Origin of the sequence: Arthrobacter cupressi, from assembly GCF_900099975.1 — a bacterium.
GTDB lineage: Bacteria > Actinomycetota > Actinomycetes > Actinomycetales > Micrococcaceae > Arthrobacter > Arthrobacter cupressi.
Genome location: NZ_FNEI01000018.1, coordinates 1 through 13,447 on the forward strand (window position 1 = coordinate 1; position 13,447 = coordinate 13,447).

Annotated in this window: 15 protein-coding genes; 11 read left to right on the top strand and 4 right to left on the bottom strand. The window is 65.9% G+C overall.

What is annotated here, in order from left to right; all coding sequences use genetic code 11:
• The coding region (locus BLP88_RS16720; protein WP_139163437.1) for an integrase core domain-containing protein at positions 1-365 on the top strand (365 nt) is incomplete at its 5' end.
• 13 nt (positions 366-378) lie between these two features.
• Here the strand turns inward: BLP88_RS16720 and rraA are convergent.
• Positions 379-852, bottom strand: a complete 474-nt coding sequence (rraA, locus tag BLP88_RS16725) for a ribonuclease E activity regulator RraA (protein WP_074591077.1) — start codon at positions 850-852, stop codon at positions 379-381.
• Between the two features lie 130 nt (positions 853-982).
• Here rraA and BLP88_RS16730 point away from each other — a divergent pair, with 130 nt between their 5' ends.
• Positions 983-2,311 (top strand): MFS transporter, encoded by a 1,329-nt coding sequence (locus BLP88_RS16730; RefSeq protein WP_074591079.1) that lies wholly within the window; start codon positions 983-985, stop codon positions 2,309-2,311.
• 30 nt (positions 2,312-2,341) lie between these two features.
• Here the strand turns inward: BLP88_RS16730 and BLP88_RS19185 are convergent, their stop codons facing one another.
• Positions 2,342-4,531, bottom strand: a complete 2,190-nt coding sequence (locus BLP88_RS19185) for an FG-GAP repeat domain-containing protein (protein ID WP_245679906.1) — start codon at positions 4,529-4,531, stop codon at positions 2,342-2,344.
• A gap of 198 nt (positions 4,532-4,729) precedes the next feature.
• On the opposite strand from BLP88_RS19185, the gene BLP88_RS16740 reads away from it, so the two are divergent.
• The 4 genes from BLP88_RS16740 (at position 4,730) to BLP88_RS16755 (ending at position 7,922) form a co-directional block, all read left to right on the top strand.
• A complete protein-coding gene (locus BLP88_RS16740; protein ID WP_074591082.1) occupies positions 4,730-5,398 on the top strand; it encodes a TetR/AcrR family transcriptional regulator in 669 nt (222 codons plus the stop codon).
• Between the two features lie 280 nt (positions 5,399-5,678).
• Positions 5,679-6,869: an NAD(P)-dependent malic enzyme gene (locus BLP88_RS16745; protein WP_074591084.1), complete on the top strand. Its 1,191-nt coding sequence runs from the start codon at positions 5,679-5,681 to the stop codon at positions 6,867-6,869.
• Between the two features lie 105 nt (positions 6,870-6,974).
• Positions 6,975-7,475 carry a DUF456 domain-containing protein gene (locus BLP88_RS16750; protein ID WP_074591086.1) on the top strand — a complete coding sequence of 167 codons (501 nt, stop codon included), beginning with the start codon at positions 6,975-6,977 and terminating at the stop codon, positions 7,473-7,475.
• Between the two features lie 90 nt (positions 7,476-7,565).
• Positions 7,566-7,922: a VOC family protein gene (locus BLP88_RS16755; RefSeq protein ID WP_074591087.1), complete on the top strand. Its 357-nt coding sequence runs from the start codon at positions 7,566-7,568 to the stop codon at positions 7,920-7,922.
• A 24-nt stretch (positions 7,923-7,946) separates the two neighbouring features.
• On the opposite strand, the gene BLP88_RS16760 is transcribed toward BLP88_RS16755, so the two are convergent.
• Positions 7,947-8,534 (bottom strand): hypothetical protein, encoded by a 588-nt coding sequence (locus BLP88_RS16760; protein ID WP_074591089.1) that lies wholly within the window; start codon positions 8,532-8,534, stop codon positions 7,947-7,949.
• Positions 8,535-9,069: 535 nt separating this feature from the next.
• Here BLP88_RS16760 and BLP88_RS16765 point away from each other — a divergent pair.
• Together BLP88_RS16765 and BLP88_RS16770 are read left to right on the top strand one after the other, a co-directional pair.
• Positions 9,070-10,032 (top strand): sensor histidine kinase, encoded by a 963-nt coding sequence (locus BLP88_RS16765; protein ID WP_245679907.1) that lies wholly within the window; start codon positions 9,070-9,072, stop codon positions 10,030-10,032.
• Positions 10,025-10,699: a response regulator gene (locus tag BLP88_RS16770; RefSeq protein WP_074591093.1), complete on the top strand. Its 675-nt coding sequence runs from the start codon at positions 10,025-10,027 to the stop codon at positions 10,697-10,699. Before BLP88_RS16765 ends, BLP88_RS16770 begins: the two co-directional genes overlap by 8 nt.
• A gap of 97 nt (positions 10,700-10,796) precedes the next feature.
• On the opposite strand, the gene BLP88_RS16775 is transcribed toward BLP88_RS16770, so the two are convergent.
• The gene (locus BLP88_RS16775; RefSeq protein ID WP_074591095.1) at positions 10,797-11,276 is read right to left on the bottom strand and encodes a DUF4383 domain-containing protein; all 480 of its coding nucleotides are present in this window, start codon (positions 11,274-11,276) and stop codon (positions 10,797-10,799) included.
• A gap of 192 nt (positions 11,277-11,468) precedes the next feature.
• Between BLP88_RS16775 and BLP88_RS16780 the strand changes: the two genes are divergently transcribed.
• The 3 genes from BLP88_RS16780 to BLP88_RS16790 all read left to right on the top strand — a co-directional run bounded on the left by BLP88_RS16780 (position 11,469) and on the right by BLP88_RS16790 (position 13,442).
• On the top strand, positions 11,469-12,467 hold the full coding sequence (locus BLP88_RS16780) for a hypothetical protein (protein WP_074591097.1): 999 nt from the start codon (positions 11,469-11,471) through the stop codon (positions 12,465-12,467).
• 145 nt (positions 12,468-12,612) lie between these two features.
• Positions 12,613-12,951: an ArsR/SmtB family transcription factor gene (locus BLP88_RS16785; RefSeq protein WP_074591190.1), complete on the top strand. Its 339-nt coding sequence runs from the start codon at positions 12,613-12,615 to the stop codon at positions 12,949-12,951.
• Positions 12,948-13,442, top strand: coding sequence for an SRPBCC family protein (locus tag BLP88_RS16790; RefSeq protein ID WP_074591098.1), 495 nt, complete (start codon positions 12,948-12,950; stop codon positions 13,440-13,442). Before BLP88_RS16785 ends, BLP88_RS16790 begins: the two co-directional genes overlap by 4 nt.
• Positions 13,443-13,447: the final 5 nt, after the last annotated feature.

The following is a 13,447-nucleotide window of genomic DNA, read 5'->3' on the forward strand; positions in this document are numbered from 1 at the left end:
CCACCGCCGTCAGCGTGCTGCACCGCGCCGTTGCCTGGTTCGCCGAGCGCAACGTCACCATCGAGCGGGTGCTCTCCGATAACGGCTCGGCCTACTGTTCCCACGCCTGGAAAAACGCCTGCACCGAGCTCGGTATCACCCACAAACGGACCCGCCCCTACCGGCCACAGACCAACGGCAAAATCGAACGGTTCCACCGCACACTGGCTGACGGCTGGGCCTACGCAAAGTTCTACATCTCAGAAAGCCAACGCCGCGACGCGCTGCCAGGCTGGATCCACTTCTACAATCACCACAGGCACCACTCCGCAATCGGAGCCCCACCCATCAGCAGACTCAACAACCTGCCTGAACATCACACCTAGCCGGGAATTCCCCTTAAGGTTCCACGAGGATCCCGTCGGGGTCGCAATAGATCATGTTCCCCGGCTCGATGTGCACGCCGTCGATCACCACGGGAACGTCCACCTCGCCGCGGCCCGTCTTGGTGCTTTTCTTCGGGTTGCTGCCCAGCGCCTTGATGCCGAACGGCAGTTTCGCCAGCGCCAGCCGGTCCCGGATGGCCCCGTTGATGACGACGCCGGCCCAGCCGTTCGCCACCGCGCTTTCGGCGATCATGTCCCCCATGAGCGCCGTGCGCAGCGAGCCGTTGCCGTCTACCACCAGCACCGCGCCGTCGCCCGGCGTACCGAGCACGGTCTTCACCAGGGCGTTGTCCTCGTAGCACTTCACCGTGCGGACAGGGCCGCTGAAACTGCTGTGGCCGCCCAGGTCCTGGAACTGCAATGCGATGGAAGCGAGCTCATCGCCGCGCTCGTCATAGAGGTCGGCGGTGCTCAGGATTTCGTTCATGCTGCAACACTAACCCCGTTGTCCGGGTGGATGGCCCGCGCCGCCGGGGTTCCCTGGCCGAGGGACGGGGTCCGGGTGGCGGTAGGGAGTTACGCTGAGTTCACACGTTCACAATCCAGGGGGAGCCGCCATGAGTCCGAGTGATCTGACCGGATTGCCCGGTTCGCTGCCCGAGCGTCCGGTACCGGATTCCGCCGCTCCGGCGGGAGGCACGACGACGGCGCTCGCCGAGCCGGTGGACCGCGTCCGGGCGCTGTGGATCACCGGTGTGGTGCTGGTCAACCTGGGCATCAATGCCGCGTTCTTCGGACCGATCCAAGTGCTGCTCGGCCAGCAGGCGATCCATTTCGACGAAGGCCAGAAGGAAGCCATCCTCGCGCTGGTCACCGGCTGCGGTGCCGCGGTTTCCCTCGTGGCGAACCCGCTGTTCGGTGCCTTCAGTGACCGCACGGCCTCCCGCTTCGGGCGCCGTGTTCCCTGGGTCTTGGTCGGTGCAGTGCTGGGTGCCGCAGCGCTGGTTGGCCTTGCGGGTGCCCCGAATGTGGCGGTCATGGCGATCCTCTGGTGCCTGGTCCAGGCCGGGTGCAACGGCGCCTACGCCGCCGTCACCGCGGCCATCCCGGACCGTGTCCCGGTGCCGCAGCGTGGCACGGTGGGCGGCCTCGCCGCGATGGGGCAGACGGTCGGCATCCTGCTCGGCGCGGTGATCGCCTCGGTGGTCGCGGGGAACTTTGCCGCCGGATACCTGGTGTGCGCCGCGGCGCTGCTCGCCGGCGTCGTGCTTTATCTGTTCAAGAGCGACGACACCCCGCTGGCCCCCGCCGCCCGCCCGCCGTTCAGCCTGGCCGCGTTCGCGAAGGGCTTCTGGGTGTCGCCGGTGAAGTATCCGGACTTCGCGTGGGCGTGGCTGACCCGGCTGCTGGTCAACATCGGCAACCACATGGTCACCCTCTACCTGCTGTTCTTCCTCAAGGACGCGGTGCACCTCGAGGAGACGCAGGGCATCGCGCCCGAGTTCGGCGTGCTGATCCTCACCGGCCTGTACGCGGTGATGGTGATCATCACCAGTGTGGTCGGCGGGGCCCTCAGCGACCGCATGGGCAAGCGGAAGCCGCTGGTGATCGTGTCCTCGGCGGTGATCGCGGTGGCCAGCCTGATCCTTGGCTTCGCTCCCACCTGGGCCGGGGCCATCACCGGAGCGGTGGTGCTGGGTATCGGCTTCGGCGCGTACCTGGCCGTGGACTTCGCGCTCATCACCCAGGTCCTGCCCACCGCGCTGGACCGCGGCCGGGACCTTGGTGTGATCAACGTGGCCAACTCCCTGCCGCAGGTGATCGCGCCGCTGATCGCCTTCCCGTTCGTCACCTACCTGGGCGGCTATGTGTCCCTGTATGTGGCGGCGGCGGTGATCGGGCTGCTCGGGGCCGTGTTCGTGGTGAAGATCAGGGGCGTGGCGTAGGTTTGTGGGGCGGATCGGGCGCGGGCCCGGTCAGAACACGGCGGTGAACTGGTTCCAATTGCCGCCGACGACTCTGTGGCCTTTGTACCAGGCGGAGCCGTTTCCGTAACAAATGACGAATTCCCCGCTGGGCTTGATGCCGAAGAAGTCCGGGATCCAGTCGCCGTTGAAGTCGCCGGCCGAGCCAATGCGGGAGTAGATGTTCCAGCCGGCTCCCAGGCTCCAGTAGCCGGAAGAAAAGAGGAATCCACCATGGCCGTTCCCCGGAAGTATTCTCAGGTTGCCCCAAATGTCACGAGCCATGAGGTTGTTCACGTTTGAACCCGTGGACTTTCCAGCTCCGACGATCAGGTTGATATCGTTCCAGTCGTCGTGCCTGATGAGGCTCCGGGTGAGCCACCCTCCCCGGCCGTTCCCCGGGTACAGCCAGACGTTGTTGGAGTAGTCGCGGGCCATGATGTCGTTGTTGCCATCGCCGTTCCAGTCCCCCGGCGCGATGATGGCACGGAACGTCTGCCATCCACCGCCGACCTGCACCTTGGTGGGAATGCCGCCGCGCCCGTTCCCCGGATAGAGGAACAGCCGGCCCTCGCGGTCCCGGGCCATGACGTCGTTCTTGCCGTCCCCATTCCAGTCCCCGGGGGAGAGCAGGGCGTTGTAGATGTTCCATCCGCCGCCGATTCGTTGCCTGGGCAGCCAGGAACCCCTGCCGTTCGTGGGGTAGAGATAGAGGTTGCCTGCCTTGTCGCGGGCGAAAACATCCATGGTCCCGTCAGCGTTCATCCCCCGGCCGGGCGCTTTCTTGGCAACCCGCGGGCGCAACCAAATAGGGAGCATGTCAGATGAATTGCCGTCGTTAGTGGCCGTAGCGGCGACGGCTATGGATGCTCCCTGATCTGCAGCAGTGAGGACGTAGTCGCAGCGCGTCACGCCCGGGATAACCGCACCATTGCGCCGCCATCCGCACGTGATCTTGGTAGTTCCGCCTTGGGGTGTTACCCAGTACTGAAATCCTTCAACCCGGATCCGGCCGCCAACTGATACATCGCCTTCGATGCGTCCGTTGAGAAGTTCGACGCTCCGAGGTATCGGGCCTACAGACGGGGATACTGCTGAACTCGGAAGGAATCCCGGCGTGAGTGCTGTGACCCGCACCGAGATCCTGGTGCCGCCATCGATTTCGCCGTAGGCGTTATACCACTGTCCGGTTTGGCCCGGGATGGGCACCCCGTTCCGAAGCCATTGGTACTTGTAGCCGGACGGTACGTTGGTCCAGGCGCCGTTTCCGGCCTGCAGGTCGGACCTGGGAGACTCAAATTTCCCAATGATTCCGGGGAGTGCCGTAGCGGATTGGGTACTCAGCTGAACCGCAGGGTTGTTGACCGAGAACGTGCCTTTGCTGAAATCGATGAGGGGAACGGGGGACGGAGGTAGGGCGGCGGAGCGATGGGTGACGCCGTCCCTGCCGTAGACGAGCCTCGCCCTGTCGCCAAAATAGGCGATGTCGATGCTTTCAAGAATGTATTTGCCGTTGGGGTCAGCCGCCGTGATTGGAACGCTGGCTACGGCCGAAAACGGTCCTTTGGGGACTGAGCCTTTCCAAGTGAAATCCACGGACCTTGCCAGAGACGGGTCGACAAAGCTGAAACGGACCTGGCTCGCTGCCTGGGAGAGGGAGAAGTTCAACCGAACAGTTTGGCCGGGCGTCGCCGCTGCCGTGGCCATGGATAAGGAAGTGACGGCTGGTTCCTCGAGTACCAGGTTTGGATTGTCGACCTGAAAGTCCAGACGGCTCATGTCGCCGAGCGACCTAAAGCTCGGTTGGCGCAAATATGTGGTGTACCTGTAGTCCGCTGTGCTCACGGTTACCCACTCGGCCACGACGCTGCCGCTTGGCCAACTGTCTGGCTCAATAGGCAACTGGATGGTGCCGTCGATACTCGCGTTTCTGCTTTCCCAGTACCCAGAGCGGGTTCCGGTCTTGTCCTCTACATAGATCTCGACGCTCGTCACCGGCTCCGAAGCCTTGAACGCGAATGTCGCGTTGGTTCCCGCGGTGATGACCGCCGGCGAAGTCCGTTCCAAGGAAAGCAGTTGAGGCTTGGCCTCTACCGCCGCAACCGGCCCCGCCGGCACCAGGATCACGGCCGCAAGAACCGCCGAAACGAAGACGACCAGAACGCGGAAAAGCCGTCGAAAAAGTGCAGCGCTAAACGCCATGATTCCCCCAATAAGCGTGGGCCGGACGCGGCCCGATTCCCCGAGGATACTGCCGGGTACGGCCGCTGCCAACATCCGGGTCCGGAGCAGGCGCCAACCGGGGAATCCCGGCCTCCTCCCAGACAACTCCCACTTTCCTGCCGTAACATCTACTAGTCACGTAGGACGCCGCCCGGCCCGCCACACAGATCACCGGATATGCCCGAAGAAAACTACCTGGAACCGTATTCGCTGGACCTTGCAGCGGGGTTGCCGCGGATGGCCGCCGCCCCCACCACGCCAAGGCAGCAGCTGCGCTATACCCGGATCCTGAAGGCCGCCGCGGGATTCGCGCAGCGGCAGTACGACACCGTGAGCCTCTCCGACGTCGCTTTGCGGGCCCACGTCCCGCTGGGCACCCTCTTCCGGTACTTCCCGTCGCCCGCACACTTGATGCTCGCCGTCTACCGCCAGCAGCTGCGTGAACTCGGCAGCGGGCATGCCAAGCCCGTGCGGCTCGGGCGCGAAAAGCGCATCGACCAGATCCCACGCGACAGCCAGCCTCCGCTCGGTGTCCGGAACGCACTGACCGGCGTGCTCATGGAGATCTTCCACTTGAGGGTGATGCAGCCCGCCGTCGAACACTGCCTGACCCGCAGCTCGCACAGCTGGGATGGTGACATCCCCGAACTCCTGCGCGAGATCGACGCGCTGACCGAGTCGGTGGTCGTGTCGGTGATCAACGACGCCGGGCGGGCACGGATCCTGCTGCATACGGTCAGTGGTCTGGTCCAGTTGGTCCGCTGCCGCCGGCTCTCGCTGTTCGACGCCGAAAAGGACCTCAAGAACGCCTGCGCCCTGCTCGCCGAAAGCCCAACATCGCTGTAACCGGTCTAGACCAGTAAGGCCAAAAAGCTGCCGTTTTGCGTGATCTGAATCACAACATTTGGCGGGTAAACGTTTTATCACGGCGCATAGTCTCGCTGTCGGTCATCAGCACCCCTGCGGCTTGCCTACCATTGCAGAACCGAAGCGGCCAGCGGCCCACCTGCAGGAGATGTGCAGCCCGGTCCAGCCACCCTTGGCCCGAACCAACGCTCCTCGAACGCCCATATTTGTGCCGGATCCGCGCCCAGCGGGTCCCCGGCTAGCCTGAGGAGACAACGACGTGTCTATCGAAACCATTGACGCCGGCAAAGAAGCGGCGCTCGTCCTGAGCGAAGAAGAGATTTTCACTGCGCACGAGGGCGGCAAGCTCTCGGTGTCCAGCACCGTTCCCCTGAACGACAAGCGCGATCTGTCCATCGCGTACACCCCGGGTGTCGCCCAGGTCAGCCGGGCCATCCACGCCAAGCCGGAACTCGCCCGCACCCACACCTGGGCCGAGCGCCTTGTGGTGGTCGTCAGCGACGGCACCGCCGTCCTGGGCCTTGGCAACATCGGCCCGAGCGCTTCCCTGCCCGTCATGGAGGGCAAGTCCGCCCTGTTCAAGTCCTTCGGCGACCTCGACTCCATCCCATTGGTCCTCAACACCACGGACGTGGACGAGATCATCGAAACGCTCGTCCGGCTCCGCCCGAGCTTCGGCGCCGTGAACCTCGAAGACATCTCGGCCCCGCGCTGCTTCGAACTCGAAGAGCGCCTTATCGAGGCACTCGACTGCCCGGTGATGCACGACGACCAGCACGGCACCGCCGTCGTCGTCCTCGCTGCCCTGACGAACGCCGCCAAGGTGACCAAGCGCGAACTCAGCGGCCTCAAGGTGGTCGTCTCCGGCGCCGGGGCCGCAGGCATCGCCGTCGCCGAAATCCTGCTGACCGCCGGCGTCGAGGACGTCATCCTGCTCGACTCCAAGGGCGCCATCAACACCGGCCGCGCGGACATCGCCGCGGACCCCGCCAGCAAGAAGGCCCAGATGGCCCAGCGGACCAACCCGCGCGGCATCAGCGGCGGACCGGGCGAGGCCCTGCAGGGCGCCGACGTGTTCGTCGGCGTTTCCTCCTCCAAGCTGGACGAGGAGCACCTCAAGCTCATGGCCGAGGACGCCATCGTCTTCGCGCTGTCCAACCCGGACCCGGAGGTCCTGCCGGAGGTCGCGCAGAAGTACGCCGCCGTCGTGGCCACGGGCCGCAGCGACTTCCCGAACCAGATCAACAACGTCCTGGCCTTCCCGGGCATTTTCCGTGGAGCCCTCGACGCCGGCGCCCGCCGCATCACGCCGGCCATGAAGCTGGCCGCGGCCCGCGCCATCGCCGAACTGGCCGAGGAAGAGCTCTCCGCCGACTACATCGTGCCGAGCCCGCTGGATGCCCGCGTGGCCCCGGCAGTGACGGCTGCGGTCGCCGCGGCTGCCGAGTAAGCCAACGACGGCGGCGCTCCCGTGCTGGGGAGCGCCGCCGTCGTTATCTCGCTTCCGCATGCGTCGCGGCCCGATGGGCTTCCTGCGCCCGCGTAGGCTCAAGGCATGACCCCTGAAACCATCGTGACGATCCTCTGCGGGCTCGCCATCGCCGTCGGTGTCGCCGGCACCGTCATTCCTGTCCTGCCCGGAAGTATCCTGATCGGCGCAAGCCTTCTGGCCTGGGCGCTGTGGGGCGGCGCAGGAGCCACGGGCTGGGTGGTCTTCGGCATCGGCTTGACCCTCGTGGCCGCGGGCATGGCCGCCAGCGCCGTCCTCGCGGGCAGGAAACTGAAACAGCACAGCATCCCCAACCGCTCCGTGCTCATCGGGATTGTCCTCGGCCTTGCCGGCATGTTCGTGATTCCCGTAGTGGGCCTCGTCGTCGGTTTCGCGGTCGGGCTCCTGCTGAGCGAGCTGCTGCGCACGCGCGAGTTCAGGACGGCGGTGGCCTCCAGCCTAGCTGCGTTGAAGGCCATCGGCCTGGGCATCCTGGTGGAGTTCGGCCTGGCCTGCCTCGCGGCCAGCACCTGGGCGGTCGGCGTGTGGGTGGCCGCGCTGAGCTAGCTTGCCGCTGCCCGCTCCGCGATGCATGCGGACGCTAGCTGTCCGCATGCCCGTGGCCGGTGCCGCATCGAGTGCGGCATAGTCGGGCGCATGATTGGAAAATTCCACGCACTTGTCATCGACTGTGAAGATATCGAGCCCATGGCGCTCTTCTATCAGGAACTGCTGGGAATGCAGAGGGTGGAAGGCGACGCCGACTGGATCACGATCGGCGACGCCCCCGACCGTCCCGCGGTGGCCTTCCAACGGGTCGACAAACTGACGCCGCCGCAATGGCCGTCCGCCGAACATCCGCAGCAAATGCACGTGGACGTCAAGGTCGGCAACCTGGATGAGGCCGAGGAGAGGGTCCTTGCCATCGGCGCCACCAAGCAGGGATACGGGACGGAGACGTTCCGCGTTTACCTCGACCCTGCGGGCCACCCGTTCTGCCTGGTGACTTCGTAGCCCTCGGAGCTGGGCCCTTGCCGGTCAGCGCGCAGGACCCATCGACAGCGTCAGCCGCCATACATCACCATGGTGCTGGGAAATGTCCAAAGCGGTCCGGAAACCTTCGACGACGCCCTCTGCGTGGCAGCCTATGTAGTTGCTGTTTGTGTACACGAACCGGCAGGTCTTCTCAGCAACCACCAGCTTGTCCCGCCAGCCGCTTTCGAGGATGACTCGATCGAAGTCGTTGCGCGTCATTGCCATTCCTTCGGGAGCGGACCATTGCCGGTGAACATATGGGCAGGGAGCCGTATATGCCACGCACGGCATGAACGCTGTAGCCCGGACGATTCTTCCTCCCCGATGGTTTTCAGCCTTTCCAGGTTCAAAGGAGTCCGGGACAGCGACTTGCTTTGCCGCGTCCAAGATCTCGTTGGTTCTGGCGGTCTCGATCATTCCGTTGGCGAGCACCCAGGCCGTGATCAAGAGAGTTGAGGAGATCCCCGTGGCCAGGGCAGCGGTGCGGCTCCGATTACGCGCGAGGACCACGGTGACAACACCAAGGATTACACCCAAGGCGACCGCGGAAAGGACGGCAAGGGGGCTGACTGAAAAGCCCGAATAGTCCATGAGGCGTTCCTTCCTTCGCTCCGGGACGTGCGGGTTCACTAAGAATGACAGCCCTGCCGCGTAGCCCAAAGGATGAATCCGCTGCCTTTTGGGTGGAGATCGGCGCCGCTTGCCCCGGATCGGCGGGTTCGGGCCGATCCGCGTGGATATCGTGGCTGGCATGGAACAGACACTGAAAGTTGTGCGGCATTGGGGCGCCCCCGCGGCGGCCGTCATCTTCTTCACGCTGTGGAGTGGGCGGCATTGGGGGCTCTACGGGGAGTTTTTGGCCGAACAGGGGAGGTTGCCGATCATTTCTCTGATTTCGGTGGCCATCGCTCTTTCCGCGCGGTGGGGCCCGGCATCGCTTGCGACTACGGCATTGTTGCTGGCTTTGCAGTTCTTGCATGTCTTGGAGCCGATGCGGGCAACGCCTTGGCAGGTGTACATCGGCGCATTCGTAGCGCTGGCCTTTATAGCGTGGACCGCACCGAACCGGACAAGGCTTATGGCGGCTGGCCTCTATACAGCGTTTGCGGGTGTCATGGCGTTCATCGTGCTGTCGCGTTCATACGGCATGGGTGGAGTGTGGATGTGGGTCTTCGGGATGCCGCAGGAGACGATGATCAACTACTGGTGGCAATGTTTTGCCGTCCTGCTCCTTATCGCCGCCGGCTGCGCCGCCGTCGGGATTGCGCTGCGGCTGTACCAGGAACGCGGCACCCTCTTTCTGGCCCGCAACGAGGCACAGGCGAGCCTGAAGGAGGCCGAAATTGAACTGGTGATCGAGCAGGAGCGCACCCGTATCGCCCGGGACCTGCACGACGTCCTGGCCCATTCCCTTGCCGTCATCGCGGCCCAGGCCGACGGCACCCGCTACCTCAGCAAGGACCAGCCGAAGCCCGTCCTCGACGCCTTGGAGAACATCGCGGTCTCCGCACGGCACGCGCTGGTGGACGCCCAGCGCGTCATCGAAGGAGTCCGCGACGACGGCATGGTCACCCCGCAGCCCCGGCTCAGTGACCTCGCGCCCTTGGTGGAGAGGATGCGCCAGGGCAGCCTCCGGGTACAGCAAAGCGAAACGGGGCATCCCTTGGAACTCGGTGCGGGTCAGCAGCTCGCGGTCTTCCGCATCGTTCAGGAATGCCTCACCAACGCCCTCAAGCACGGCGGCCGCGGCACGGCGGCGCGCCTGCACTTGGACTGGAGCGGGCCCGGGCTCACCATCCACGCCGCTTCGAACCTGCCGTCGTCCGCTGTGAATGGGGGAGCGGACACTCCGGCCCGCGCAGGGCGCGGCATCCCGGGGATGCGGGAGCGCGCCCACCTTGCCGGCGGCTGGCTCACCGCCGGACCGGACGGGGAGCAGTTCCGGGTCACAGTCTTCATCCCCTATGGACCGCGTGCGCTGGCCGCGGCGCCGACGCCGGAACCCTCCGGTGCCGATGCCGGCGCGGACAACGGAGCCCCGCGGGCGCTAGCCGCAGCGCCGGAAAAGGAAAGCGCCGTCCATGGTTGAGAGGCCCATCACCGTTGCGTTGGTGGATGACCAGCCGCTTTTCCGCGCGGGGATCAGCATGCTCGTCCAGAGCCAGGCGGACATGGCGCTTGCCTGGGAGGCCGACGACGGCGGGCCGGCGGTAGAGCGTGCCGCCGAACAGCGCCCTGACGTCATGCTCATGGACCTCAGGATGCCGGTGATGGGCGGGGTGGAAGCCACCCGGCGGATCACGGAGGCGTCCGCAGCCGCCGGCGTGGACAGGCCGAAGATCATTGCCCTGACCACCTTCAACCGCGACCAGGCCGTCGTCGAAGCGGTCCAGGCCGGGGCAAGCGGGTACCTGCTCAAGAGCGCCGAGCCCGAATTCCTGCTGGCGGCCATCCGCACTGTCTACTCCGGGTACTCCGTGATTGCCCCTGGTTCGGTGCACGAGCTGTTCCAGCACGCTGCCCGCACGGTTCCGGCATCCGGGCCGGACCTGGGCGTCCTGGATGGGTTGTCGGCGCGGGAGCGCGAGGTCTTCCTGCTTGCGGCAAAGGGCTTGTCCAACGCGGACATGGCGCAGGGCCTCTTCGTTTCGGAAGCCACAGTGAAGACCCATCTGCGCAGCCTGTTGGTCAAGCTGGGCCTGCGGACCCGGCTGCAGCTGGTCGCCTTCGCCTACGAACACCGCCTGCTCGGCTGAGGCCCGGCCAGCGGTCCAAAGGCAAAGCGGCGGCCGTCCCGCGTAGGGGACGGCCGCCGTCGTCGTATTCGGTTGTGGTTTTGAAACGGAAGGCGCGCTACATGGCGCGGCCCTTCATCTCCTCTCTGGCGTCACGGCCCAGCCACAGGCCCAAAGCAACCATCACGACACCGAGTGCCAAGTGCAGCCAGTTGTCCGCGGTGTTGAACGGCACGAAGTTGGCCGCCGACATCGAGTCCCCACCGATCACGAGACCGTAGATCCACAGGACCAAGTAGACAATGCCGCCGCCTACCAGGAACCCGCGTGCCATCCGGGAGGTCCTGGCCATGTACAGGCCAGCGGCGCCGAAGAGCAAGTGGACGATGTTGTGCAGAATGGAGACTTGGAAGATTCCAAGAAGCATGGCGCCCGACTCATGCCCAGCAAAGGTCATGGCGCCGTAGTTGCTCGTGATGCCCGGGATGAATCCGAGGACACCAACGACCAGGAAAACCCAGCCCAAACCCAGCGCCGTGTTGTGCAGCGAGAGCCCCATTACATGGTGGTGCTGTGCGGGATGTGAAGCGGTGGTCATAACTCCTCCCAACCACATGTTGTTCCGGCCGGCCAAATGGCCGGCCGTTTTGCGGCAAGGAGCTGTCGGAACCCTGCCGACGTGCTTAGTTTACTCCCGATAACCCGGAATATAGAGGGGGAGGCCAGCCGCGCGGGCAGGCGCGGCGGACCAACCCACACACCCGATCCCCGCGATGGATAGCATGGACAGATGACTTCCGGGCACCTTGTTCCCCCGGACGGAGGCGCGTACTTCGATACCCGGGACCTCACGCCGTTCCGCCGCGCGCGCGTCCGAAACCCCGCGAGCGGCCTGGCCGACGGCGTGGGCGGTGCTGTGTCCGGCGTACTGCGCAGGCGCAGCACGCAGCGCTTGTCCGTGGCGGGGGACGTGCCTCCGCTCAAGCGTTTCGCCGGCCGCACCGCGAAGGCCATGCACGCGGCGGTCTTCACCGGCACCGAGCCCGAACGCCTCCTCCTGCTGGCCCGCGCTAACCCCGGTTGGGCCGGGCTCTGCCAGGTCCTGGCGGGCCTGCTCGCCTACAAGCACGGCAGCTACCTGCGCGCGGCCGAGCTCCTGCGGTTGGGCATTTCCACCAGGATCGACGACGCCGCCAGCCAGTTCTCCGCTGCGTACCTGGGCCGGGTGGTCAGCACCGTCGAGGTCGCCGAACGCGTCGAGGTGCAGGTGCTGTTCAGCGAGGAATCGGTATTCCTGGCGCTCTCGCATTGCCTCCGGGAGGCTGGCCAAACTGCCGCCGCGCTGGACGCGCTGGCCGGACAGCCGCCGTCGTTGCCTACCGCCCTGGCCCGCTGCACGGCGGCGTCGGCGCTCGGCTGGCACCGCGACGTGGTCGGCTGGACCGCCGGCCTGCACAACACGGACGACCTCTCCGCGGCCCTGCTGCTGCTCCGGGCGCGGTCCCTGCGCGCCCTGGGTGAATCCGGTGCCGCGCAGTCGGCGCTGTCCGAGGTGCTGCGGCGGCGGAAGACCAGCCTCTCCCTGCGCAACGACGCCCTCACCGACCGTGCGCTGCTGGCGCTCGATGCCGGCCGGCGGGCCTTGCTGCCCGGCTCGCGGCGCGGCGGGAACGCCATCACCGGGGGGCCTGCCGGCAGCGGCGCCATCAACCGGGACGGCCTCATCCGCAAGGACGCCGAGATGCGCCGGCTCTGGGAGCAGGACTGGAAGGACCTGGGCGGGGACTGACCCGTCGCGCGGACCCCTTGTGCGCGGGAACGGCCAGGTCTATCCTTGTAATCAACTAGTTGGTTGATCAACTAGATGGTTGAGTAAGAGGTAGGAAGTGCCACACCAGGACCCGCTCGACGCGGCTCTGCTTGACAGGGCCTTCATGGCGCTCGCGGATCCGGTCCGGCGGAACATCGTGGCCAGGCTGTCGCACGGCGACGCCACGGTCAACGAGCTCGCCGAACCGTTCGCCATCACCAAGCAGGCAGTGTCCAAACACATCCAGGTCCTGGAACAGGCCGGCCTGGTCACCCGCTCGCGCGACGCCCAGCGGCGCCCCGTCCATCTGGACGCGGCAGCGCTGGAGCGGCTCACGGCGTGGATCGACCAGTACCGGCTCCAAGCGGAAGGGCGTTACCGGAGGCTGGACGCCCTGCTGGAAAGCCAGGCCTCCGAGCGGATTCCAAAGTCCGCGCCGACTCCTAGGAGTGGAGAACAATGAGCAATCCGACCAACATCACTGCCGATCCCGGCGTTCCGTTCGTTGACACGGTCCGGGAATTCGACGCCCCGGTGGAGGCTGTCTACCGCGCCCACGTGGATCCCGAACTGATGGTCCAGTGGCTGGGCCCCAGGGAGGACAAGGTGGAGAACATCCAGTACGACACCCGGGTGGGTGGGCGCTGGAGCTTCGATGGAGCCAGCAGCGACGGCTACGAATTCACCTTCAGCGGCATCTTCCACACCGTGGAGCCCGCCAAGTGCCTCATCATGACCTTCGAATTTTCCGGCGCCCCCGGGGAGGTCGGGATCGGCACCACCAGGTTCGAGGACCTGGGCGGCGGCCGCAGCCGGATCTCCATCCATGACGTCTACCCCACGGTCGAAGCCCGCGACATGGCCGTAGGCAGCGGCATGAACTACGGCGTGATCGAAGGCTACGAACGGCTCGATGAGCTCTTCGCGAGCCAGGCGGCCACGCCCGGCGCCTGAGCGGC

What these genes read in the sequence shown, in the direction of transcription:
- rraA (WP_074591077.1), bottom strand. Translation starts at nt 852, where the DNA reads ATGAACGAAATCCTGAGCACCGCCGACCTCTATGACGAGCGCGGCGAT.
- BLP88_RS16730 (WP_074591079.1), top strand. Translation starts at nt 983, where the DNA reads ATGAGTCCGAGTGATCTGACCGGATTGCCCGGTTCGCTGCCCGAGCGT.
- BLP88_RS19185 (WP_245679906.1), bottom strand. Translation starts at nt 4,531, where the DNA reads ATGGCGTTTAGCGCTGCACTTTTTCGACGGCTTTTCCGCGTTCTGGTC.
- BLP88_RS16740 (WP_074591082.1), top strand. Translation starts at nt 4,730, where the DNA reads ATGCCCGAAGAAAACTACCTGGAACCGTATTCGCTGGACCTTGCAGCG.
- BLP88_RS16750 (WP_074591086.1), top strand. Translation starts at nt 6,975, where the DNA reads ATGACCCCTGAAACCATCGTGACGATCCTCTGCGGGCTCGCCATCGCC.
- BLP88_RS16755 (WP_074591087.1), top strand. Translation starts at nt 7,566, where the DNA reads ATGATTGGAAAATTCCACGCACTTGTCATCGACTGTGAAGATATCGAG.
- BLP88_RS16760 (WP_074591089.1), bottom strand. Translation starts at nt 8,534, where the DNA reads ATGGACTATTCGGGCTTTTCAGTCAGCCCCCTTGCCGTCCTTTCCGCG.
- BLP88_RS16770 (WP_074591093.1), top strand. Translation starts at nt 10,025, where the DNA reads ATGGTTGAGAGGCCCATCACCGTTGCGTTGGTGGATGACCAGCCGCTT.
- BLP88_RS16775 (WP_074591095.1), bottom strand. Translation starts at nt 11,276, where the DNA reads ATGACCACCGCTTCACATCCCGCACAGCACCACCATGTAATGGGGCTC.
- BLP88_RS16780 (WP_074591097.1), top strand. Translation starts at nt 11,469, where the DNA reads ATGACTTCCGGGCACCTTGTTCCCCCGGACGGAGGCGCGTACTTCGAT.
- BLP88_RS16785 (WP_074591190.1), top strand. Translation starts at nt 12,613, where the DNA reads ATGGCGCTCGCGGATCCGGTCCGGCGGAACATCGTGGCCAGGCTGTCG.
- BLP88_RS16790 (WP_074591098.1), top strand. Translation starts at nt 12,948, where the DNA reads ATGAGCAATCCGACCAACATCACTGCCGATCCCGGCGTTCCGTTCGTT.